Origin of the sequence: Polaribacter vadi (assembly GCF_018861005.1) — a bacterium.
GTDB classification, from domain to species: domain Bacteria; phylum Bacteroidota; class Bacteroidia; order Flavobacteriales; family Flavobacteriaceae; genus Polaribacter; species Polaribacter vadi_A.
On record NZ_JAHKQL010000015.1, the window covers coordinates 325,557 to 350,113 of the forward strand.

The 24,557-nt window shown below is 31.0% G+C and carries 12 protein-coding genes; all 12 read right to left on the reverse strand.

Annotated elements, in window-relative coordinates; all coding sequences use genetic code 11:
- Nucleotides 1-2,802: a T9SS type A sorting domain-containing protein gene (locus KO506_RS08160; RefSeq protein ID WP_215994402.1), complete on the reverse strand. Its 2,802-nt coding sequence runs from the start codon at nucleotides 2,800-2,802 to the stop codon at nucleotides 1-3.
- A 22-nt stretch (nucleotides 2,803-2,824) separates the two neighbouring features.
- Entirely contained in the window at nucleotides 2,825-5,143 is a 2,319-nt protein-coding gene (locus KO506_RS08165) for a T9SS type A sorting domain-containing protein (protein ID WP_215994403.1), read from the reverse strand.
- Nucleotides 5,144-5,337: 194 nt separating this feature from the next.
- Nucleotides 5,338-6,285 carry a T9SS type A sorting domain-containing protein gene (locus KO506_RS08170; RefSeq protein ID WP_215994404.1) on the reverse strand — a complete coding sequence of 316 codons (948 nt, stop codon included), beginning with the start codon at nucleotides 6,283-6,285 and terminating at the stop codon, nucleotides 5,338-5,340.
- 33 nt (nucleotides 6,286-6,318) lie between these two features.
- Nucleotides 6,319-7,455: an alpha/beta hydrolase fold domain-containing protein gene (locus tag KO506_RS08175; protein WP_215994405.1), complete on the reverse strand. Its 1,137-nt coding sequence runs from the start codon at nucleotides 7,453-7,455 to the stop codon at nucleotides 6,319-6,321.
- A gap of 35 nt (nucleotides 7,456-7,490) precedes the next feature.
- Complete coding sequence (locus tag KO506_RS08180; RefSeq protein WP_215994406.1) at nucleotides 7,491-7,868, reverse strand: hypothetical protein; 378 nt, start codon at nucleotides 7,866-7,868, stop codon at nucleotides 7,491-7,493.
- A gap of 37 nt (nucleotides 7,869-7,905) precedes the next feature.
- Complete coding sequence (locus tag KO506_RS08185) at nucleotides 7,906-9,714, reverse strand: arylsulfatase (RefSeq protein ID WP_215994407.1); 1,809 nt, start codon at nucleotides 9,712-9,714, stop codon at nucleotides 7,906-7,908.
- Between the two features lie 150 nt (nucleotides 9,715-9,864).
- Nucleotides 9,865-11,406, reverse strand: coding sequence for a RagB/SusD family nutrient uptake outer membrane protein (locus KO506_RS08190; RefSeq protein WP_215994408.1), 1,542 nt, complete (start codon nucleotides 11,404-11,406; stop codon nucleotides 9,865-9,867).
- Nucleotides 11,407-11,435: 29 nt separating this feature from the next.
- On the reverse strand, nucleotides 11,436-14,408 hold the full coding sequence (locus tag KO506_RS08195; protein WP_215994409.1) for a SusC/RagA family TonB-linked outer membrane protein: 2,973 nt from the start codon (nucleotides 14,406-14,408) through the stop codon (nucleotides 11,436-11,438).
- 62 nt (nucleotides 14,409-14,470) lie between these two features.
- Complete coding sequence (locus tag KO506_RS08200) at nucleotides 14,471-16,273, reverse strand: alpha-L-fucosidase (RefSeq protein ID WP_215994410.1); 1,803 nt, start codon at nucleotides 16,271-16,273, stop codon at nucleotides 14,471-14,473.
- Between the two features lie 513 nt (nucleotides 16,274-16,786).
- The gene (locus tag KO506_RS08205; RefSeq protein ID WP_215994411.1) at nucleotides 16,787-16,969 is read right to left on the reverse strand and encodes a hypothetical protein; all 183 of its coding nucleotides are present in this window, start codon (nucleotides 16,967-16,969) and stop codon (nucleotides 16,787-16,789) included.
- A gap of 41 nt (nucleotides 16,970-17,010) precedes the next feature.
- Nucleotides 17,011-19,689, reverse strand: a complete 2,679-nt coding sequence (locus KO506_RS08210; RefSeq protein ID WP_215994412.1) for a T9SS type A sorting domain-containing protein — start codon at nucleotides 19,687-19,689, stop codon at nucleotides 17,011-17,013.
- A 107-nt stretch (nucleotides 19,690-19,796) separates the two neighbouring features.
- Entirely contained in the window at nucleotides 19,797-23,930 is a 4,134-nt protein-coding gene (locus KO506_RS08215) for a hybrid sensor histidine kinase/response regulator transcription factor (RefSeq protein ID WP_215994413.1), read from the reverse strand.
- Nucleotides 23,931-24,557: the final 627 nt, after the last annotated feature.

Genomic DNA, 24,557 nt, shown 5'->3' on the forward strand with positions numbered 1-24,557 from the left:
TTATTTTGAAGTATGTTTTATAAATTTATTTATGATAGTTTTTCCCTCAGTACTAATCCCTTTTAGTACGTATATACCCGATATAAAATCTGAGATATCTATATTTTGTGTTTCTTTCGAAAAAGTTTTCAATTCCTTTCCGGTTACATCTATAATTTTAACAGCATGCAATGGCATGTTAAATGAAATTCGATTATTTGCTGGATTAGGATAAAGATTAAAAACTTTTTCTTTATCAACATTTATATCTGTATTTGATAAAGTTTCATTAAAATCTACTAATACTGAGATACTATCAACAGACCATTTATTTGATGATACAGAAGTACCACCAGTTCCAACAGCAAAATCGGTAATTTTACTTGATGATGTTACTGCCTCTATATCTATAGTTTCTGTTTTGTTTTCTGCTTTACCAAAATCTGATACTACATCATCTACTTTAAAGGCTACAAAATCGTTTGGAGATTGAGAATTTACTATGGTAATAGCTTTAAAGTACATTGTAATATTTTCGGTAGTTAAATCACCTCCATTTGAGTTAAAATCTACAATTTGAATATTATTGATACTTTCTGTCCATTCATTTTCTAAACCTCTAAAAACATCATCTTGATTATCATCTGTTCCATCACCAATTCCCCAAGAATTTGCTGTTGCATCTCCTCCAGAAATTCCTGAAATTATTGCTTGTCCTGTTGGTGGTGTTACATCTATAGAAATTCTAAATGTTGCTAAACCATCTGGAGCAGTTTGTACAGCTGAATACATTTTAGCGACAGTATTTATTCCGTAATTAGTACTAGCTTCAGCTATTATTTTAACATTCTCATCACTAATTACTACACGACTAACTGTAATAAGAATTTCTGCAGTTGATGAGTTAGTACCATCACTAAGCATAAAAGTGAACGAATTTTCACCTTCATCTGATTCTGCTGGAGTACCACTTAATTGCCAATATCCAGTTGCAATTTCTTCAATTTGAAGCCAATCTGCTCCTGCTGTTTTTGTAATTGTTAAGTCATCACCTTCAAAATCATAAAAATGGGTTCCTAATTTTAAATTATCATTATAAGACAATGCTATTTTTCCTTCTGATAAATTATATGAGGCAGCTGACCAAACAGGGGAGCCATTTCCAAGATCTGTAAAACCAGAATGATGTGTAAGCACTTTTAGCATTAACTCTCTATCAGATGCTCCATCTGCATCTTGAGCCCTAAAAACTAATTTATACTCTGTATTTATTGTTTCTGTAGGTGTACCACTTAAGGTCCAAGTTCCTGATGTTGTTTGTGCTATAGTTAACCAAGAAGGTAAATTACTAGACACTATAGAAAGCCCTGTAACTCCAACTTCTTCTGGATCCCAAAAATCTGTTCCATCCACTAAAATGTGATTATAAGATTCTCCTATTATAGCTGTTGACAAAACAGTTTCTTGCCTTGCCCAATTAGGAGCTCCTGGAGATTCTAGCTTCATTAAATGAGCATCCATTCCATTTAATTGCTCTAAAGCCCAAGTATTAGCTATGTATTTATTATTATCACCTGAAGATTTACCTTGCAATGGTAATCCCCAAGAGATTGCACCTCCATATTGTACAGCTTCTAAATTCCAAAGATTAAATTCATCATCTCTTAATGCAGGAGTATTACCTCCATTCCAAGAAGTAGTACTCATAGGAGGATCGTAATGACCAACTACTTTGTCATCCCAAGTCCAAGTTTGTGGATCTATACCAGAATGTACATTTCCATTGGTTTCCTTAATTTTTTCGATATGTGCGTAATTTCGGCTATAAAGTGAAGGATCACCAATTGTATGACTCCCACCATCTTTACCTCCATTATAAGGATGTCCAAACATAAAATCATCTGCATGTACAGCTTCTGAAAACGGATTTAACTCTTCAGTTTGTCTCTCAGGACTATTTTGAAAAGAAAGTGCTGCATTAGGATTTCCTGCATGACAAGCGGCTTTAAATGCATTAAAAATCATTTGATCTTCATAAACACCATTTGTTTGAGTGTCTCCATTTAATGCCATATAACTTCCTGAATCAAAACACCATGAATCAATTAAGTTTCCATAACGTTCAGCATAAACTTCAAGTACAAATTCTGCGTAACAGAACATATATTTACGATTAGGATAGGTTGATGTAGCATCTACATACGTTCCTGTGGCTGCATTCCAAATACCTGTATGATAAGACTGACTAGCTATAAAGGCTTGAGCTTCTACATTTGTATCACACCAAGCTTTCCAGCGTTCTGTAATGTTTGGGATATAATCTGGATTTGTTGATCCTGAACGATTAAGCATATTAGAACTATTTACATAGACCATGACTTTCATTCCAGCTGCTCTTACGTCTTTTATAACCTCCAAAAATGGATCTTCTCCAAAAGAAGCACGAGGTACAACTAAGTTAATTGGATCTCCATTTCCATCTGTATCTCCTTCCCAAAAACTTTCTAATAATGGGTGTGGCCCCATATGTACAGAAGATTTTATGGATGACTCTCCTAAGTGAACTTGAATATAATCAATGGTCTTTAAGTGACTTATTTGATTTAAAAAAGGTTTGATTGATAAACCTTCATGTCCTCCATTATATAAATCTACAGGTTTCCAATTTAAACCCCAAGTACCTCTAAGCCAATTAGCACGTAATCCTTGTTGTGGGTCTTCTGCTTGAGCTTTTGTATTGTATGCTCCAAATAATAAGCAAATAATCAGAACTAAAATACTGCTTTTAGCAGTATTCATTGATGTATTTTCTTTACTTTTCATTATAAATTAGCATTTATTAAATTTAGTTTGGAGTTTGTTTTATAATTTTTTTTGTAATTATTTGGCCTTTAGCATCAATCCCTTTTAATGTGTAAACACCTGATCTTAAATAAGAAGTATCAATATTATTAGTTTCATTAATAAAGTTTATTAGTGTCTTTCCAGTAACATCAATTATTTTAACTTTATGTAATTGTCTATTGAATGAAATATTATCTTTTGCTGGATTAGGGTATAATTTAAAGGCTTTAGATTCATTTTTAAAATCTTGAACACTTAATGAAGAAGTATTTATAGTAACCTGTACTGTAATTTTATCAACCGACCACTTGTCATTGGTTGCTGTAGAACCGTTTTTAATAGTAAAGCTTTCAATTTGATTATCTGATGACTCACTCACTAAATCTACAACTTTTACGATTTCATTTTCAAACTGATCAAGATTAAAATCAGCTGAACCGTCTGCTGAAAAAGTAAATCTATCTCCAATACTTTGACCATTCACAATGGTAATAGATTTAAAGGTATCAATAATTATATTGTCTGAAGTTAACCCTAATGAACCAGTAATATTAGTTATTCTTGCATTACTTATAGTAGCAGAAAATTGCTCATTTCCTGCAAAAATTCTATCATTAGAAGCATCATTTGTACCATCATTACTAATTCCCCAACTTTTTGATGTTGAATTTCCTTTGGTATCACTTGTTCCAGAGACTATAACTGCATTTGGGTTTGTTGTAAAATCACCAATTGGTGTTACAGTAATTTCTATGTTAAAAACATCCTCATAACTAGGTATTTTACCTACACCAATCATTGTTACAGCACCAGAATTATATGTTGTATTTTCAGTAGCTTGTATATCTACTTCAAAAACTTTTGGTTCAATAATTAATTCTTTAATAACTTTTAAATTAACAGTTCTATTTCTTCCACCAGAAGTATCACTCGCTCTTAAATCAAACTCATAGTTAGTATCTTCTGTTTCTGCTGGCATTCCACTTAATGTCCAAACACCTGTTGAAGTTTCTGCAATTGTTAACCAAGATGGAAAATTATTTTGAGCTATAAGTGATGTTATTACATCCCCTTCTGGATCCCAAAAATCAACTCCTTCTGTTAATGTATGGTTATATTTTATACCATTATAAGCAGTAGGTAAAATTGTGTATTGTCTTGCCCAATTAGGTTCCCCTGGAAATTGATTTACACTAAGATCTGCATCTACCAATTCAAATTGTGTAAGTGCATATGGTTGAAGTGTTAAATCTGGAGAATTATTTAAATTTGTTCTCACTAGAGGTGTACCCCAAGTAATACCCCCTCCATTAATTAATCCTACATTGTTCCATTCTACAAATTCTTCATCTGTTAAACAAGGAGCTCCACCATCATTCCAAGAAGTTTTGCTTTGTTTTGGAAAAAAATGTGCAACTACATTGTCATTCCAATCTATATTATCACCTGTATATGGAAGTCCGTTATTATCTCTCATATATTCGCAAACTCCAAAGTTTACTGTATATAAAGGATCTCTTGGCTCAACCATGTTTCCTGCACCTCCAAAAGGATGTCCAAATTTATAATCCTCAAAAATTGAAGGACTTTTGTATGGTAAAAAAGGATCACTATCTCTATCTCCAATTCCATTATTAAATGTTACAGCTGCATTTGGATTTCCTGCATGAACTGCATCTGCAAAGGCTTGATAAATTCTTTGATCTTTTATATCTCCAGTACTAAAATCATCTCCTGCTGCTCCCATATTAACATGAGCAGCATCAAAACACCAAGCATCAATTAAATCTCCATAACGTGTAGCATACTCTTTTAAAATAAACTCAGCATAGCAGAACATATATGGTCTACGATCATCATTTACACCATCTGTATGATAATCTTTACTATCGATAAAATCTTGAAGATTTTCATCACAATATGCTTTCCAACGATTAGAAAAATCAGGGAATGCATCTGGTGCATCTCCAAAAGCTTCCCATTGTAATAGGTTACAAGAGTTTACATAAACTTCAGTTTTTAGACCTGCAGCCCTAATTGCTTTTAGCCAACTTAAAAAAGGATCATCTACTTCTGCACGTGGAACAACTAAATTTATAAGATCTCCATTATCAGTATCACCTTGCCATAAACTTTCTAAAATAGTATGTGGAGCTGTATGGACAGGAGAATAAATATAAGGACTTGCCAAACCAACTTGAATAAAATCAATAGTTTTTAGATGACTAATTTGATTTAGAAAGTCGTCAATTCTTTTTCCTTCAATATTACCACCATAATTATTTTCTGGAAGCCACAACATACCTAATGAACCTCTCATCCAATCAGCTCTCAGACCCAAATCTGGGTCTGGAACCTGTGATTGAAATCTTATGTTTGTTGAAAACAAACAAATAAGAAGCATAAATATGATAATTTTATTTTTTATCATTTAAAATGATATTTATAAAAATTTATATTAAAATATTAAGCAATATTTATGCATCTAATATGCATACAAAGCAGTTTTTTAAACTACTTAACAATCATTTTACTCGTAGATATTCCACCTGTAGCAGATTGTATTTTTACGATATACAAACCTTTATTAAGACCTGACACTTCTAAAATATCTGAAGAATTAAATGTTTTTACTGTTTTACCAGTAAGATCAAATAGTTGTAATGTTTCAAATGCTTTATTTACAGAAAAGGTATCATCTACAAGTGTAGGGTAAATTGATAAAGCATCATTTTTAACTTCTTCTAAAGAAGCAGTAGCACTTGTTGTAAAAGTATAAGTAGCAATAATATTTACCACAGACCAAGCGTTTCTAAAAGATGTAGACTCTGTTCCTGAGTTTACTGTTATACTAGTTACATCACCAGCACTACCTACAGTAATTCCTGTACCTGGAGTAGAACCCGCTTCAGTAGACGCTGCATTAAAATATTCAGTACCAAATGTAATTGTTGTATCAGAAACTGCAGTTTTCCCCGTTTCAAAACTACCTGCATTTGCTCCATCAACAACAATTCCAACGTTATCTCTAGCATGACCCTGAGCCCCACTAAAACTAATTCCACTAAAGTGTAAGTTTGAAATTGCGCTATCAGAATAATCAGTTCCATTAGCATTAAAATCTACAATACTTATAGAATTTATTACTGCAGACTCTGCTAATTGACCATTAAATTGAGCATTATTAACACCCCAAACACTAGTGGCATTACTCTCAATAAAAGGATCAACTGCTGTTGAAGCAGGAGTTATAGTCGCTTGAATTTTAAAGGTTGTTCCTTCTAATGCGATTTCATCAGATACCACAGTTATTGCTCCAGTAGCATAAACGGTACTTACTATAGGTTTTAAATCTGTCGGATATGCAGTTGCTGTTTGGGCATTCACTTGTGAAAATCCTAGTAAAATAGCAAAAATTGCTATACTCGTTTTAATTGTTTTTAACATGTAATTTTTTTTCATGATGTATTAATTTTTATTGTTAATATTAAATTTTTATTGTTTGTATTTTAAAAAGAAGTCAACTGTTTTTTGAGTGATTACTTCTAGTGTTGGATCTATTTTGCCACCTGCTTTTCGCCAATTATGACCTGCATTTTTTACGATAAATAAACCTACAGTAGCATTTATTTCATCTGCTTTCTTTTTTATGTGATAGGCATGCCCAACAGGTATTGTTGTGTCGTTATCTGCTGCCATTATAAATAAAGGAGGGCTATATTTTGTTAGATAAAAAATAGGACTCATTTCCTTATACATTTTATCTATTTTAGATTTATTCTTTTCTGTTTTTGTAATTCTTGAACTAAATCTATCTGGGTTTTTTGTTTTGTCTGTAGTTTCAAATAATTTTTTGATGGTAAAATCTGATGGACCATACCAGGAAATACCAGCAACAATTTTATAAGAATTTCCTTGAAGTTTTTTATCTCCTTTAAAGTTTTCTGGATTTGCCAATGTTATCATCTGAGCAATATGACCTCCTGCAGAATCACCAATAGGATATACTTTATTCATATCTAGAGCATATTCATCACTATTTTTTGATAGAAAACGTAAAGCATCCATTGCATCAATTACACAATCACGCATCAATACCGTTTTTCTTCTAGTTAATCTATAATTTACAGATACCACAGCAAAACCATGCTCCAAAAGTTTGTAAAAAGGTAATGCTACAGGATTTCTTACAATGTTTTCTTTACTACCATTAAACCAGCCTCCTCCATGTGTATAAAAAACAACTGGAAATTTTTTGCCATTTAAAGCATTTTGTGATGGATAATAAATATCTAAATACAAATCTTCTGCCTCAGTAGTTTTGTATTTAATATTTAAATTTTTCTTTCCATTGGTTTTTAAATGTGGAATTTCAAATTTTGAAAATTCTTCGAAATCTATCTTTTTATTTTTATTGGCATCAAACTTTCTTAACTGTTTCCAAATCTGGAATATTTCTGTAACATCTAGTTCTCCATTAGAATTTCCATCTAGTTTTTGAAATTCTGTTTTGGGATCTACTTTTGTATAACTTACTATTTCTTGCGCAACAGAAGTTGCAAGAAATAGTAAGTTTAAAACTAGTATTGTAAAAACTTGATAGATTTTTATATTAAAAAATATAATTTTCATTTTTTAACAATGGTATTTAGAGTTGTTTTTGAATGTTATTCTTGTTTCTTTTTTTTCTTTTTCTTTTTACATTTACTTCCAACTTCTTTAACAAAAGTCATCACCTCTTTTTTAGACTTCCCTGTTAATTTAGCTAAATCACTAAAATATTTACGATTAACTCCTCTAGTTTTTCCTTTAACCTGATCTTTTGTAATTTCTCCTGCCTTAACGCCTTTTTTAATTGCAGCACGATCTTTTGAAGCTTGTACTAAAAGTTCATTTAATTCACTTTTTTTGTCCTCTGACAAATCAAATGTAGTTGTGGCTTCTGTTAAATAACAGTCGTTATTTGCAGGTTTCTTTTTTTTCTTTTGAGCTGTTGCTGATAATGTTAAACACATTACAAATACTATTGCTAAAATTTTTTTCATTTTTTACGTTTTTTAATTGCTATTATTTTTGTTATTACTATTTGTTACTATTTTCTACATTCACATAAAATGCATTACTTAATGTTCCATCTTCCATTTCAAACCAAGCTAATAACTCAGTTTTTCCTTTTTCTTTAACTTTAAATTCAAGATCTGCAGATTTAGCGGTATTATCTACATTTACAGAAACAGCTTTATCGCCTATTTTTAGGAAAGCTTTTTTAAATTTCATTGCCTTTCCTTTAATACGAGGATCTGAAGTTGATGTTTCTTGTATTGCATCATTTATTTCAGCGCCTAAAGCCACGCCACTTTCCATTGGCCAACGTCTTAGTTTAAATATATAATTACCTGGTTTTACAAAATTCACAAAGAATGGTGCTGGCTTCATTGGTTTGCCTTCTCTTATTTTTCTTTGATTCCAAGGAGGGAAATAATCAATTGTTCTTGCATCATGACAAGTGATTACTTCTATTTCTTCTTCGCCTAAATCTATCGTAGAATATTTTGTTTCTGCAATAACACTATCCCACCAAGTATTGTAAAAAGTATTCATACTTGTTACTTTTTCTGGATACTGAGCTGCCAAGTTTTTTGTTTGTCCTGGATCTTTTGATAAATCATATAATTCATCACCATTTACCAGTCTCCAGTTTCCATCCATAACACAACTTTGTTTACCTTTTACAGGCCAAGAAATACGTTGTGTGTCTGTTACTAAGTAACGATCTGCAATTTCTGATTTTCCTAATAGGTAAGAATCAATATTTGTTCCGTCCATAACTTTATCAGAAGTAAAATCAATACCTGCTAAAGAAGTTAAGGTGGGTAAAACGTCTACATGAGCAGTTAAATCTGATAATGATTTTCCTGCTTCTAATTTTCCATTTGGCCATCTAATAATAAAAGGAACTCTATGGCCACCTTCGTATTCGCTAGCTTTTGTACCACGCATTTTTGCATTGTAACCATAGATTTTTCCTTCTTTATCTGTTTTATAACCATTAGATGTTCCATTATCTGTAGTAAAAATTACGATGGTATTATCTGCTATTTCTAGATCATCTAATTTCTTTAATAGTTTCGAAAAATTATCATCAATATTGGTAATCATTCCATAAAAACGTTTTTGAGTTTCTAATAAACCTTCTTCGTCTTTATATAAATCATAATATTCTTGAGGAACATTAAAAGGAGAATGAGGCGCATTCAAGCTTAAATAACATAAAAACTGATCGTCTTTTTTGCTTTCTATAAATTGAATGGCCTCATTAAACCAAACGTCTGTGCAATAGCCTTCTACTTTTTCTGGCACCCCATTTCTAAAATACGTATCATCAAAATAATCGTTGTTCCAGTAATCTGGAGTTTGCCCAACACCACCACCTCCGTGATAAAATGCGTTGTCAAATCCGCGATCTTCTGGTAAAAATGGATGATTATCACCTAAATGCCATTTACCAAACATACCTGTTTCGTAACCATTTTCTTTAAAAACATCTGCCATTGTTACTTCTTCTCTATTTAATAAAGAAGCGCCCATAATCGTATGCCAAACTCCATTTCTATTAGAATTTCTACCCGTTAAAATTCCGGCACGCGTTGGCGCGCAAGTTGTACCTACGTGATAATTGGTTAAACTAACAGATTGGGCAGCAAACTTATCTATAGTAGGGGTTTTAATAATCTTGTTACCTGTATGCCCTAAATCTCCATAACCTTGATCGTCTGTAATTACAATAATTACGTTTGGTTTTTTAGTTACTGCTTCAGGTTTTTCTGTTTTACAAGAAACACCTAAAATTAGGGTGGCTACTAAAACTATACAGTTGTTAAATTTTATCATTTATTTTATTTTTTATCAGTATTTCAACTTTCTAATAGTGGTTTAATTCTTGTTTTTGGGTTTATTTACAACAACATTCCGATGCATAAAATGATCAATTTTAATCAGGGACGTTACTTTGTAAAATATTCAACCACCATACAACTAAATTTACTCCCATAAAGGATTTTGAACTAGTGCACCACCCACAGCTTGACTTTGTAAAATGTCATCTATTGGCACAGGATATTGTGTATATCTATTAGCTGGAGCATTTGCAATAATATCTGCTTCAGCCTGCGCACGTGCAATTAATTCTGCTGTAGCACCTGCAGCTGTTTCTGCTGCTGGTAACCCTTTTACAGTATCATCTAAAATTCCCCAGCGAATTAAATCTCTTTTTCTGCCCCAATAACCTTCTCCTACTAATTCCCATGCACGTTCATTTCTAATATCTTGAATTGTTATTGAATTATAGTCTGGTAAAGCAGTTCTACCTCTTACTTGATTAATTGCATCAAGTGCAACTTGACTTGTACCTCCATTTATCATAAAATCTGCCTCTGCAAGCAATAAATAAGCGTCTGCCAATAAAAATATACGAGCTGGTGCACTTGAGTTGTTTCTAGCTTCTTCTTCTAAAAACAATGGGTCGCTGGTTGGCACAGGTCCTCTCATTAACTTTGGCACATGGATATAAGCAAAATCGATTGTAGTTCCATTAGAAGCTAGTGTATGACTACTCCACACATTATATTGCTTTCTTTCATCATTATCATCATAAGAATCTGCAAAACTCTTTCTTAAACTAAAAGCAGCTGAACCATTTGTAATACCAACTTCGTTAAACGCTGCTCTTGCTGTTCTATCTGCAGCTAAGTTTGGTCTTGCTGTTGTATTATTAGTAGACAATACATTTGTTAGGTATTGTTTACCAAAAATAATTTCTGAATGAACTTCATTTCCTTCCCTGTACTTGTCTGCATAATCATTATTCATTTGATGTGGAGAATTAGCAGTTACTTCAAGCAATTCTGTACGTGCTTCAGCCCATTGTTTTAACCAAATATGTGCATGAGCTTTTAACATACGTGCAGCCCAAACTGTTGGTCTACCATCATTATTACCCCAAGTGTCTGTAGATAAAGTACCAGATTTAATAGCATTATCTAAATCTGTAATCATGTCTTGAAGAATTAGAGTACCATCCGTTTGCCCAATTAATGAAAGTTCTTCAAGATTAGTTAATTCATCTCTCCAGTAAGGAACATCTCCATAAGTGGTAACAAGATTTACATATTGAAATGCTCTAAAAAAAAGTGCTTGTGCAGTTACATTTCCTTTAACAGCATCTGACAAAGGAGATTTTTCTATACTTGACAAGACTAAATTAGCATCTTTAATATTTGTATACTGGGTAAGCCATTTTAATCTATTATCAGTAACATCAAAATCGTAAGCACCAAAACGATGTGCAGCTGCTAGCGTTATTCTACCAGAAACAACTAGATCTGTTCCTAAAGAAAAAAGAAATCCTGCACTAGCTACACCTTCATTTAGCTTGTTTAAGGCTAAGGTTGCTTCAGCTTCATTCTGAAAGAATGTTTCAGGAGTTAATAAACCTTTTGGGTCTTCATCCAAAAAATCATTACAACTAGTAAATATGCCCAAAAAGGCAATTATTAAAACTTTGATTATTTTTATATTTTTCATTTTAAGTGTTTTAGTGATTATAATTTGTATTAGAAACTAACATTAAGTCCTAAAAGTACAGACCTGTTTTGTGGATAGGCTATCGCATCAAAGCCTCTTTCTAGTTGACCAGCGTTTCCTGAGCTTACATCAGGATCAAAACCTATATAATCATTAGATTTTAATATGAAAAGGTTATTTCCTGTAGCATAAATTCTAAGTTTATCTAAACCTTTAATTAAATCAGAAGGTAAATTATAACCTAATTGCAAAGTACTTAATCTTAAATAACTGGCATCTTGAACATACAAACTACTTGAAAGATCATAATTTTGACTTCCAAAGGCTGGATATAGTGCATTTTCTGTATTATTAACAGAATACATATTATTACGGATTGATGCAAAACTGTTCACCGTAATTTCATTTACTCTAAAAAACTCTTCACTATAACCGTCATTACCAACACTAAAAGCAAAGAATGCTGCTAAATCGAAATTTTTATATCTAAAGTTAGTTTGAAGTCCTCCAAAAAAATCAGGGTTTGCATTTCCTATTATTTGATCATCATATTCTGGTTCATAAATACCATCAGGAACTCCATCAGGACCATTAATATCTTCGAAAATAGCATCACCTGTATCAGGATCAATGCCTAAATAATTAGCTCCCCAAAATATCCCAACAGGTTGACCAACTATTAACCTACTACTTTCATCATTTGCAGGAGCTCCTAATCTATTTCCAGCTAGAAATTCACTTTGTCCAAGATCTAATACTTTATTTTTAAAAGTAGAAATATTTAGAGTAGCATCCCATTGAAAGTTTTCTGTTTCAATTATTTTTCCACTTAAAGTTACATCAACACCCTTGTTTTCAACAGCACCAACATTGGTTAATAAGGTTGCCTCTCCAGTAAATTCTGGTACTTTTTCTGCTAATAATAAATCTTTTGTTTTTTTGTAATAAACATCTACTTCTGCAGTAAGTCTTCTATTAAATAAAGAAATTTCTAAACCTGCATCAAATTGATCTGTAATTTCCCATCCTAAATCTGGCTTTGCAATTTGGCCTTGAGTTACACCAGGAACTGTTGCTCCGTTTACAAGAATCGTTGAACCATCTATTCCATAATTTGCAATGGTAACAAAAGCAGCTACTCCAGAATTTCCTGTTCTACCATAATTTACTCTTAACTTAAGATCATCTATAGCCTCTACATCTTGCATAAAAGATTCTTCTTTTACTTTCCAAGCAAAAGATGCTGATGGAAAGTTTGTATACTTTTCATTGATTCCTAAACTTGATTTACCATCTCTTCTAAGAGATGCATTAAAGATATATTTATCTTTATATATGTAATTAATTCTACCAAATACACCTAAGTTATGTACCTCTCCATAACCAGAAGAAATTGAAACACCCTCAGATGATGCTAACTGAATGGCATTTACACCTACACCATCACTTGGTATATCGTTTGCTGTTATATTAACATTTTCACTATTTGCTGTTTGAAACGAAGCACCTGCTAAAATATTAATAGAATGGTCTCCAAATGTTTCAGTAAAGTTTAATGTATTTTCATTTAAAAATTCTTCGTTATTAGATCTTGTAATCCTTGCTTGAGCCAATCTATTAGCATTCATGATGAAACTAGGATTGGTTGAAGGTGTAAAACGATGACGTTTGTTATTCACAAAGTCTCCTCCAAATGTAGATTTCCATATTAATTTGTTATCAAAGAAGTTACCTTGAACATAAGTATTGATAAAAATTTTATCTAAAGTAGTAGTATCTTCATCTAATAAAGCATCTGCTAACAAGTGTCCTGTTTGGCTTCCTAACAAAGGATTATCACCAATAAAATAGTTGCCTTCATCATCATAAATAGGTTTAGAAGGATCTTCTCTAATTAATTGTGTAAAACCAACAGTATTATTTTCTCTAACAGTTCTAGAAAGAGACAAATTAATACCTGCTTTAAACTTTTGCGATAATTTAAAATCTACATTAGATCGTAAACTAAACCTATCAAAACCAGATCCTTTTACAATACCTTCTTGAGTTAAAATGCCTCCTGAAACATAGTATTTTACAAAATCACTACCACCACTTACGGATAGTTGGTAATCAGATAAAACAGCTGGTCTTGTTAGCTCTTTTTGCCAATTTGTTGATGTTTCAGGTATATCTGTACTTAAATCAAAAGGTAAATTATTTTGATCTGGAGCAATATTATTCATCCATGTAGCAAATTCTATTGGTGATTGCACATTTAATTCATTAGGCAATGTTTGTATACCTGAAGAAATACTTAAGTTTACTACAGGTTTACCCAATTTACCTTTCTTAGTTGTAATAAGGATTACACCATTTGTACCTCTAGCACCATAAATTGCAGTTTGAGATGCGTCTTTTAATATTTGCATAGATTCTATATCATTAGGGTTTATTGATGATATATTATCTGCGCCAACAAAGCCATCTACTACATATAAAGGATTATTACCTCCTGTAATTGAGTTTCCTCCACGAATTACAATTACTGGAGCACTACCAGGAGCTCCACTAGAAGAAGTAACTTGAACACCTGCTGCTCTTCCTTGAAGTCCATTATCTAAATTTGCAGTTGGTGCTAAATACGCTTTTTCTGCATCTACTGTAGATACAGAACCTACCAAGTTTTTCTTCTTAACAGAACCATAACCTATAATTACTATTTCATCTAAACTTGCAGCATCTTCTTCTAACTGAATGCTTAGTTTAGTTTGGTTGCTAACGCGAATTTCTTTTTTTGCATAGCCTATGTATGAAATTTCTAATACAGAATTTTCATTTGCAACTTTAATAGAAAAATTTCCATCAAAATCTGATTGTACACCATTTGATGTACCTTTTTCAAGTATGCTTGCTCCTGGGAGTGGGTTACCTGTATTATCTGTTACATTACCCGTAATTGTTTTTTGAGAAAAAACAGCTAAAGATAAAGTAGCCATAAATGCAAATAAAAGTTTTTTCATAATTTAATTATTGTTGATTGTTAATTATTGATTTAAATACTACTTACTGTGATTGTTTTACGTTAATTTATTGGTTTTATAATTATTGATTTTAAGCTTGATGTATCAGGATCTCCTTCCACCAAAGAAACTGACACAGTATGTTTTCCTGTAGTTTTAAATTCTAGTATACCCATTGAATAGGCATTATATTTTTCTGTTGCTGCTTGTTGGTTTTGCACTACAACACCTTCATCTGTAGTTGTTTTCCAAACTAATCTACCTTCGCCTTTATAATTTAAGTCTAAATAATAATACCCTGATTCTAGTACATTTACAGTAAAAGAGGCTGTACTACTTTTACCCCAATTACTTACTTGATTTACTTTTTTCCACTCCCCAAATTTTTCCATCCATCTAATGTGTTTTTTGGTTGCATTATTTACTTCTGCAAACTCTACTAAACACTCGGTTTCTATATTTGGATAAATGCCCAAAGCTTTTTCAACTTTTAAATCTTTTGCATTATCTTTTAAAACAACTTCAATGACAGAAACAGGATTATCTGGAATTTTATAAGGAACATCAAAAACGAACCAACCTTTTTTCTTGGTAAATTTTAAATTTTCAGTTTTATCTGTGCCTAAAATTTTTGCTGATATAATTTCGTTTTCTAAACCTGGTAGGTATAATTTACCATCTTGTGGCCAGTTAAATACAGATAAAAACATTGATTTATCTCTGGTAGTAACATCTCCCCAAGGAAATGCATGCCCCCAAGGTGAACTTCCTGCACCATAAACAACCTGAGGATATTTCTTGATCCATTTACCAGCTTCTTCTAAAAATTGTACTCCAATTTTTGGCACTGCTCCTGAAGCATTAGGTCCTATGTTAAACAAATACGTCCCTCCACGTCCAACAGTAGAAATTAATCTATGTAATATTTCTCTAGGACTTTTAAAATTATTATCATACCAAGCATAAGACCAAGAATCGTTATTGGTATCGCAACTTTCCCATAAAACATCTAAATTTTTTGCGGGCACTTCCATATCACCATGAGTTAAATAATCTCCTAAACCATAGCCTACTCTGCTAGACATCATAGCATTTGGTTGTAATTCTCTTACCATTTCTGCTAATTCTACTACATATTCTTTTTTCATTCCACCTGGTGTATCGAACCAAACGAAATCGATTTCCCCATAGTTTGTGCAAATTTCTTTTACTTGAGGTTTACACTTCTTATAAAAATATTCTTTAAAAGAAGCTTCAGAACCATCATCATAGGTTTGTGGACCATTGGTTCCTCCTGGTGCTGTCCAATCTTGGTTATGAGAGTAGTAAAAACCAAAACCAAGACCTAAATCATGACAAGCTTTAGATAACTCTTTCATTGGATCTCTAGCAAATGGCGTAGCATCAACAATATTAAAATCACTTACTTTAGAATCGAACATTGCAAAACCTTCATGATGTTTACTGGTGATGATGATATATTTCATACCAGCATCTTTTGCCAATTGCGCAATTGCTTTGGCATCGAAATTAGTTGGATTAAAATCTTTTGCAACCTCCATATATTCTTTTGGAGGAATATTTGCAACTCTTGGATTCATTAACCACTCACCAATTCCATAGTAGGTTTTACCTTTCCATTTTCCTCCTAAATTTGAGAATAACCCCCAATGAATAAACATTCCAAAATTACTTTCATCAAAAAATTTTCCTCTACCTTCTCTTATATTTCCATCAACAACAGAAGTTTCTCCCCACATTTTATCCATACTTTCTTGCTTTTCTTTACCATCTTGTAAGAATACACTTTGAGTAAAAAAGAGGAAAATGAATAGAAAATGTAAATGATGATTTTTATTGAGCATATTTTTAAATATTTATGGTGCTTTAATAATTTGTTAAATCAAAATTAAGTAAGAACCATTTTTTACCATTGCTTATTTAACCCATATGTTTGCTTAATTCTACTTTTTGGATTAAAAATTAGCGTTTTTTGAGTTTTTAAGTGATTCTCCAACAGGTTACACCACAAGCGAGTTTTTAAATAATGATAGGAGCTATGAGATAGCTGCTACACTTATGGAGCTCATAGAAATTCTATAGTCGTCATATTTTACAGATTAACTAAAACGAATAAAATAAAACTCGCCATTAAATATAATAGGAGTTCTTTTCATCATACAACAGTATTAAAATTAAGGACATATTGCACCGAAATTTAATAGATATTCACTCTAATTTTATGTAGACCAAAAATGAAGCAATACAAGCAAAAGACAACTATCTAAAACCAAAAAAGGTAGTGATTTTTAATCACTACCTTTAATATAACTATTCTGCAACGCTATTAAGTACGTTACAATATTTATTTCATTTTATTAGAACCCAGTTCCAGGATCTGCAGGAACTGATGCAGCTTGCGCCTTTTGTGGATTTAAAATCATATATGTACCAAGTGCTGTTAATGCTGCATATTTACCGTAATTTCCTATTTTTTTTATAGCATCTTTACGTGAAATTTCTTGTTCTTTATTGTTTGTGTTGTCTATATTTTTATTCATAATGTTTTATTTTTTGAGTTCGCTAATATGTTTTTATCTTATTATTCCATAATAATTTTCTTGCTCAAACTTCCTGATGCTGTTTGAAGCTGAACGATATAAACACCAGTTGCTAATTGTGGTAAAGCAATATCTTTTACTCCATTTGCTTCAAAAGAGCTATTTAACACTTGTTTACCAAGAATATTATACAATTTAACTGAAGCATCACCTTGTTGTAAACCAGCAATTCTTAAAGTAGAAGCAGTTGTTTTATATATGCTAATACTATTTAACGTTGCATTATCATCTACACTTAAAGCATTAGATTTTGTATGTAAGTAAAAACGACCTACATCATTAAGCGCTTCATCTAATACAACTTTATAAACTGAAGAATCTGTTAATTCGTTAAATGTATTTGTAACTTTATCTTCTAAATACACTTTTACTCCTTCAGGTATGTTAAGTGCTTCTGATGTAAATGAAAGTTCTTTGCCTGCATCTGCTTTAATACCTAAAGAAATCACCATATTATCGTAATCTGAATTAGGTAACAATTGTTTCATAAAAGCAACCCCTTCATTGTTAGTTACTAAATGAGAATAAATACCAAAAGAAGAAGGAACTCCAGTAAAACTACCAACATCTATACCTTTATCTAAAGATGTTGTTGCGTTTGCACTATATTCTATTTCTGTAATTTTAGTTAACGTTCCGTCAGAAACTAATACATTTATTTTGGTTGGACTATTCTTATAGAATGTAACCCCTGTTTGATGTGTTTGTAAAGATTTTGGAATTGTAAAATTACTACCATTCGAGTTAGCCGCGTTTACAAAAAATCCTTGTCCTGGTGCTATATAATCTGTACCTGCTAAAGGAGAATATCCTGCACCACCTACTTTATCATTGTCAAAAACATAGATAAACTCATGTGTATCTGTTAAATTTACTGTGTTTGCAGCTATAACATCACTTGCTAATACATAAGATGAATAAGGGTTAGCTAATAAATTCCAATTACTTTCATCTTGGTTTATGCTTGTTGTAAATTCTGTAGCATTATATGTTCCTGTAAAAGCGTAATTTGTACCTGCTGTTCTAAGTAAACTATACCCAGTACCACTCATAAAAGTTGCATCTGAAGCACCAGCTTGCATGTATACCCATGGACCAGTAGCAGTATCTGTACCACCATCATCTGTATCTGTATCTAATGCGCCATTTTGGTACATTGCAATTCCTCTGTTATTAGCTTGTCCAGAAGCAATAGAATTAGCAGTAACCCAAGCATCATTATAAATCTCACCACTTACAGGAGCACCAACTAAGTGCCAATTAGTATCTGAAACACCAACATTATAAGTAATGTCTCCTGATGAGTTACCATCTACAATTAAAGAACCTCCACTTTCTACTGTTAAAGATCCATCTATTGTTAAATCTTTAGCTTCTGCACCTGTTGTAGAGGAAACTACTACAGTTTGAGATGCTGGAATACTGGTATTTATTGCTGCATTTGGCACAACAGAATTCCAGTTATCTATATCAGCCCAATCATTACTATTAGTACCATTAAATACCGTAGTTCCTTGTGGTCCTTGAAAAGAATCTATAAAGTATTCTAATGAAGGAGAAGGGTTCCCAATATCATTATTAAAAAGCATTAAAATATCATCATACAAATTATCTCCTATGGGTGTTCCTGTTAAATCTGTATTAGTAATTTCAATTTCATTCCACTTATTTCTATGTAAATAAATTTCGTCTGTTTCTAATTGGTTTGTATTATCTGCAGCATTAGATTTTCTGAATCTAAGTAACACAAAAGGAATAATTTCACTATCAGTACAAACAGGATATATTCTAAGCTTTATAGTTGCTGAGGTATAATCAAAATCACCCACAGAAAAACGTAAATTATGATTAGCTTGCGCAGACCTTGTTACTTTTGTAACAGTTGCATTTGTATTACCTATTATTGTTGGTGTTGTTTGCTCTTGAGCATAAGCTATTCTAAAGGTATTAAAAGTTGCATTTGATTTACCTTCTTCTGCATACCAAGTATTACCTGTTTCTAAATCTGCTGTTGGGTCTGCTAAATAAGGTGCAATATCAAAAGCACTTCCAGAACCATCATCCACACCTGTAAATTTTAAATCATCAAAATAAATACCATCTAAAGCCGCTACTGGATCTTTAGCTGGGGCACTTTGTGCAGGCAATATTTGAAAAGCGTCAAATGAATCTACTTGTGTACCTGCATTAGTCTGCCTATTAGTTGGAAAAGGAACCGTATTTGTAATTTCTTGCCATCCAGCTACCTTGTTAAAACGTTGTCTTAAATAACTGGAAGCTCCACTAATCCCAATTTCAGAATTAAAAAAACGAATTTCAAACCTTCCAGATCCACTACTATTTGAACCAGCACTAGGAGAATATATTTTAATAGAATAAGTAAAATCTTTACCTTCAGCTATTGAGAAAGGCAATTTGAATGAGACATTACCTGAATTATTAGTACCCAGTGAAATTTGAGAAACTTTAGCGTTTGTATGATCTACAGTATTACCAGAGCTTGTATCTGGATTGTCTACAACATAAGTAAAACCAGCACCATTGTTGGCTAATGTTTGTATGACATTTTCACAACCATCTATATTATGGACTGTATAAGTTTGAGAAAAAGCATTTACAACTGCAAAAAGTGTAAATAGAATTAGTAATTTTAATTTCATAATTATATTGTTTTAGTTAATAGTGCCTCAAAATTAAATTAGAAGCACTTTTAACTATTGCTCAATTGACCCATATAATTGCTGAAATCTACTTTTTAAGCGATAACCTAGGGGTTTCGATGTTTTTTAAGATATTCTGATGGTGAAACACCATGTAACTTTTTAAAAGATGAAGAGAAATAAGAGCTAGATTCTATACCTATTTGATACATTACTTGAGCAACATTATACCCTTTATTACTGCTTAAAAGTTTTGCAGCACGTTGTAATCTAAAGTTTCTTATATATACATTTGGTACTTGTCCTGTAAGTTGCTTTAGTCTTCTATAAAAATGAGAGGTACTTAAACCAATTTCTTTAGATAGTTCTTCTACACCAAAACTAGAATTGGAAAGGTTTTTTTCTATAATTTCTATAATTTTCTCTAAAAACTCTTCGTCTTTAGCAGAAATTTCTATTACATTTTTTTCTTTAGGTAAATCACTATTTTTCGCAAAATATTCTTTTAAGCGTATACTATTTTCTATAAGCTTACTAACTCTAAGCTCTAAATGTTTAATTGAGAAAGGCTTGCTAAGATACTCGTCTGCGCCAAATTCTAATCCTTTTACAATATCTTCATTTGCCCCTAATGCAGTTAAGAGTAATACAGGAATGTGACATGTTTTAGAATCTGACTTTATTTTGTTACACAATTCGAAACCATCCATTTCTGGCATCATTACGTCACTAATAACCAAATCTGGGTTTTTTAATTTAATTTTTTCAAGACCTTCTAATCCATTGCTAGCTATTGTAACTTCGTATTGATTGCCTAAAGTACTTAATAAGAAATGCTGTACATCTAATTCGTTTTCTACAACAAGAATAGAATGTTCTTTCTTTTTATTAGTGTTAGAAAGTTGATCTTCTTCATTAATGACATCACTTGTTAATGGTACCCAGTTCTTTATAAAAGATTTTTTTGACTCCTGACTTGTTTTAATATCGAAATCTTTGAGTTCTTTTGATGGTATTTTCACTGTAAACCGCGTTTCTACACCAGGTTTACTTGTTGCTGATATATCGCCTTCAAGAATATTTACTAAAGATTTACAAAATGCTAAACCAATACCACCACCACTAACATCGCTTTCTGAATTTCCTAATTGATAAAAACGCTCAAAAATATTGTTTAACTTTTCTTCTGGGATTCCTTTACCAGAATCAACTACATTTATTTCTATTATTTTCTCATTTCCTTTAAAATGTATTCCAGCTTCTATACTAATAGTTCCTTGTGAAGGTGTGTTTTTAAAAGCATTAGACAATAAGTTAAAAATGATACGTTCTACTTTTTCTACATCAATAATAATCTCTTCATTTGGTTGATTAACTTTGTAGAAAAAATTAATATTTTTTTCTAAAGCATAATTTTCAAAAGCTTCTGTTGTTGGGTATATAAAATCGCCTAAGGTATATTTTACCAATTTTAAATCTATATAACCTTGTTCTGCTTGACGAAAGGTAATTAGTTGATCTACCAAGCTTAACAACCTTTTTGTGTTTTTTTGGATAATGGCTAAATACTTGTTGTTTGAAGAATCTGAGTTTTGCTCCATAACACGTTCTAATGGACCAGCTATTAATGTTAACGGAGTTCTAAACTCATGAGATAAATTAGTGAAATATCTAAATTTCCCTTGGTTTACAATTTCGATTCTTTGCTTGTCTAGTTCCTCATATTTTAATCGTTCTTTTAATTTTTGATGTTTTAAGAAATAAAACATTACATAAGTAATTGTTGAAATAATTATTATAAAAAACAAAACAAAACTCCAAATATTCTTATACCAAGGAGGTAATACATGCAACTGTAACGTTTTGCTTTTACCCCAAATTCCATCTCCATTACTTGCTTTTATTTCAAATTTGTAACTTCCTGCAGAAAGATTTGTGTAGGTTATTACTTCTTTGCCTTCTTCAGTTTCATTCCAAGTATCATTAAAACCCTCTAGTTTATATGCCAGTTTGTTTTTAGATGGTGTAGAGGTATGTTTTGCAACTACATTAAAAGATATAATTTGTGCTTTTTCACTTATTGAAAATTCATCGGTTTCTGAAATCGATTTTTCAAAAACAACTTTATCTTCGAATTTTTCTCCAATTTTAATAGGGTTATTGTTTACAGATAAACCAGATATTAAAATCTCTGGAGGTTGTTTGTTCTCCAAAATTTCTTCTGGTTTAAAAATGGTTAAACCATTTAAACCACCAAAATAAAAATAACCCGATTTTCCCTTAAAATAGGCACCTTGTCTAAAGTTGTTTTGAGATATACCATCTCTAACATCATATACATTTACTTCTTCGTTTAACATGTTAAACTTTACTAACCCCATATCTGTGCTTAACCAAAGCACAGAATCTTTAGATTTTAGAATACCATAAATGGCATCATCTGGCAAAACATTATTCTTTCTAAAATATTTTATGTTGTTGGGTTCATTCTTTTTATTAAAAGAAATCTTATTTAAACCACCACCAAATGTTCCTACCCAAAGTGTAGAATCATTTTTATATAAAGAAAATATATTATCGTAACTTAATTTATACTCATCTGAGTTTTTTGTAAGATAATTGATAACCGTAAATTTATCATCAGTATAAGAGGTTTTTAATAACCCATAATTTGTACCAAACCAAAAAATATTATTATCCTGTTTTAAAATGGTTTTTGTTCGATTTAAGCCTAAATCATAAATTGATTCTACATTTAAATTAATTTTAGATTTGCTTAATTCTTTCCAAGGATTTTTTACAGCCAAAATTTTGTTTCCAGAAAAAATGATTTCATTGGTATCTGTTTCTGAAATTGCCCGAATTGAAATTTCTGAGTAAGGTGCGTTATTATGAATAAAATTTACTTTTTTAACCTTATTTGTTTTCGGGTTATAAACCAATACTGAAAAATCGGAACCTACCCATATAAATCCGTTTTTGTCTTCAAACAAACATCTTACAAAATCTTTCTCTTGCAATAAATTTTCTACGCCTAAGTTTTTGAAATTTAGGTTATTTACAGTCTTTTCATTTACTGATACTGTGCTTCTAAACAAAGGTGTATTGTAGGCAGATAGCCATAAAACGCCTCTTTTATCTTCTAAAATTGCTGTAATTAAATTTCCTGATAAAGAATTAGGGTCATAAGGATTATCACTATAATTTATAAATTTCTTTTGATGTATATCTAATTTGTTAATTCCTCCTTGAGCTGTACCAATCCATAAAACATCAAAATCATCTTTATATAATGCATTGATTTGGTTACTGCTAATTCCTAATTTGTTTTTAGAGCTATATTTAAAATGTTGTAAAACATCTTTCTCTTCATTATATTTATATAAACCATTATTTTTTGTGCCAATCCAAATAACGCCTAAATTATCATTTAGAATATCGGTTACATTTGCTGCCTTATTTAAGTATGGTTTAGTAGTTAGTTGATTAAAATCTTTTATGATGTGTAAATCATTATCATCAATAGCTATTTTAAAAACTCCTTTTTCTGTGCCAACCAAAAAGAAATCGTTAACCTTACAAATCGTATTTATAGGTGTATTTAGAAATGAATTAAAACCAAGTGTTGAATTTATTTTCTGATTTACGGTATCTAAAACAACTTTTGTTAAACCTTCTTCTGTAGCAAGAATTAAAGTTTCTTTATTTTTAAAAGTAAAGTCTAATATATTATTTTTAAAATTTGGAGGTAAAAGATTTTTAGATACCTCAATTACATTTTTTTCTATATCTATAACCTTACATTTATACAATTGATTTTTACCAGAAAACCAAATATTGCCTGTACTATCTTGGGTTATTTTTGTGATTAAAAACTTCTCTGTTAAAGGAATTTTAATAAATTTTTCTAAAGAAGAAATGTATAAATCTACTCCTTGATTGGTACCTATCCATAAAATTCCATTTTTATCATTGTAAAGTGTAGCTATAAAATTACTACTTAAGGCTTGGTTAGATTTAGATTGTGTAGTATAGGTTTTAAATTGATAACCATCGTACTTTATTAAGCCATTTGGGGTACCATACCACAAAAAGCCGTATTCATCTTGCTCAATATCACTAATGGTGTTTTGATTAAAACCTTCTTTATTAGAAATTCTTTCAAAGGTTTGACCAAACGTTATAAAAACATTTAAAAGAAGAAAGTATAAAATGTATAGAGATTTGATGTATTTTATCATATTATCAAAATTAAATTATTTTTTTGTTATATTTAACAAAAAAAACAGTATTTATTTGTCAATAAGTTCATATTCTTTTTTTGTAATAATTCTGTTTTAATAATAAATATTATATTTCTATTAAAATCACTAGAGATATAAATGTATTTTAATTGCGAGTTTTTATCTGATATTAAATTAATACCATTAATAACTTTTATGCAGGTTTCTAATATTAATTGATAATAGGTAGTATTATTAGAGCCAAAATATTTGAGTAATTTTTTATTTACTTCAAATTCAGTACCTATATTTTCTACAAAATCTCTTAAATAACAACCTGTATCTGTTATGTAAAATACAAACTCAGTAGCTCCTTTTGGAAAAGTGAAAAGGTACTTCTATACCAATTTCTTTTAAATCTTCTATGTTGAAGAAAGAAGTTAAGTTCATAGAAATATTACCTGCATTTCTTTCTATCTATTCACATAGCTATAAATAACCTGTAACTTCAGATATTTTTTCTATTTCTAGATCTTATGAAAGTGTAACTTTTTCATAATTATTATTATTTAATTCAACAAAAATAAAACCAACAATTGCTTTATCAAAAATTTAAAATCTGTAATTTTGTATCTAATTTAAACA